This window comes from Streptococcus sp. GMD4S (assembly GCF_000296955.1).
The window spans coordinates 1-1,941 of sequence record NZ_AJRE01000181.1; the positions used below are offsets into that span (position 1 = coordinate 1).

Sequence of the window (1,941 nt, forward strand, 5' to 3'; positions counted from 1 at the left end):
ACTTCTTCTTCAACAAAGCCATTCATTTCAAAATATGATAGTAGTTCATCAGGACTCTGCAAAAGAATACCTTGATAATCTAGTTCGACTGTCACCTGTTTCAAGGCTGCAAGAAGAAGAGTTCCCAGCCCCTGTCCCCAATGGTCAGGATGAATAGTCAAGGATTTTACTTCTATCCATTTGGGATGAAGAGACTGAGCTTCTCCCAAAACATAGCCCACGAGCTGATTTTCATCCCCAGCTACAAGAAAGGTACCCGCAGTCTTGCGGATACTCTCTTCTAAGGATTGGTGGCTAAGTGTCTCTTCTGATGAAGGATTGGCTTCTTCAATCGCCAACATTTCTTCTAAATCTGATAGGGTAGCTTGCCTTATAGTGATTGGAATTTCCATCTGTTTTCCTTATTGGACATTGCTTGTCAAGTTAGACAAGAGACGTTCAAATGAATATTCATAGGTTTGGATATCTCCAGCACCCATAAAGACGTAAACAGCATTATCATGGTCTAGGAGTGGAGAAACATTTTCAACAGTGATAACCTGGTGTTTCTTGTTAATTTTATTGGCTAAGTCTTCTACTTTGACATCACCATGGTCCACCTCACGAGCTGATCCATAGATTTGCGCTAGGTAGACGGCGTCTGCTTGATTCAAAGCATGGGCAAATTCGTCCAACAAGGCAATGGTTCTTGTAAAAGTATGTGGTTGGAAGATTGCCACGATTTCCTTGCTTGGGTATTTTTGACGAGCCGCATCCAAGGTCGCAATGATTTCTGTTGGATGGTGGGCAAAGTCATCAATAATCACTGTATCATTGACAATTTTCTCAGTGAAACGACGCTTAACACCTGCAAAGGTTTTCAAGTGTTCACGGACCAAGTTCAAATCAAAACCAGCTGTGTAAAGAAGACCAATAACAGCTGTCGCATTCATAATATTGTGACGACCAAAGGTTGGAATGTGGAATTGACCCAACTCTTGACCACGGAAATGAACGGTGAATGTTGAACCAGTCGTAGAACGAAGAAGATCGCTAGCTACAAAGTCATTGCCCTCAGCTTCAAAACCATAGTAATAGATTGGCGCATTGGCTGTGATTTTACGCAACTCAGCATCCTCACCGTATACAAACAAACCTTTAGTAATTTGTTTGGCATAGTCGTTAAAGGCATTGAAAACATCCTCTAGACTTGTAAAGTAGTCTGGATGGTCAAAGTCAATGTTGGTGATGATAGAGTATTCTGGGTGGTAAGGCATGAAGTGACGCTCATATTCGTCTGATTCAAAGACAAAATATTTGGCATTTGCTGAGCCGCGACCTGTCCCGTCACCAATCAAGAAGCTGGTATCTGTGATGTGAGACAAGACGTGTGACAACATACCTGTTGTTGAAGTTTTTCCATGAGCTCCTGCCACTCCCATGCTGACAAAGTCGCGCATAAAGCTACCTAGGAATTCATGGTAACGTTTGTAGCTGATACCATTTTGATCCGCATAGGCGATTTCAACGTTATTATCTGGACGGAAGGCATTCCCGGCGATAATTTCTAGATCACCTTGCAAATTCTTTTCATCAAACGAAAGAATGGTAATTCCTGCTTGCTCTAAACCACGTTGTGTAAAGTAGTACTTTTCAACATCTGACCCTTGAACCTTATGTCCCATTTGGTGCAACATCAAGGCCAAGGCACTCATCCCTGATCCTTTAATTCCAATAAAATGATATGTCTTTGACATGTTTTTCTCCCTTATTCAGTGATTCTTGTCAGGTTCAACTCTTGGGCAACCTGACGTTCCTGTTCTGATTGCTTATTCTTTTTATTATAAATTTGGCTCTTCTTCAGAAAATCATAGTTGTTCTTTTTAGCTTTTCCAGCTTGATTTTCTAAAGTCGGAGTCACTACTTGTCCAGCTTCTTCAGCTAAAATATAGTGGGACTGTC

2 protein-coding genes and 1 pseudogene are annotated in these 1,941 nt (G+C 41.4%); all 3 read right to left on the bottom strand.

What is annotated here, in order from left to right; genetic code table 11:
* On the bottom strand, positions 1–392 hold a 392-nt coding region (locus GMD4S_RS08375), incomplete at its 3' end, for a GNAT family N-acetyltransferase (protein ID WP_000405312.1).
* Positions 393–401: 9 nt separating this feature from the next.
* Entirely contained in the window at positions 402–1,736 is a 1,335-nt protein-coding gene (gene murC, locus GMD4S_RS08380; RefSeq protein ID WP_000048102.1) for a UDP-N-acetylmuramate--L-alanine ligase, read from the bottom strand.
* Between the two features lie 11 nt (positions 1,737–1,747).
* Positions 1,748–1,941, bottom strand: a pseudogene (locus GMD4S_RS13540) (cystathionine gamma-synthase); the annotation flags it as partial.

Bases quoted from the DNA above. Each gene is read 5' to 3' on its own strand.
- murC (WP_000048102.1), bottom strand. From the start codon at position 1,736: ATGTCAAAGACATATCATTTTATTGGAATTAAAGGATCAGGGATGAGT.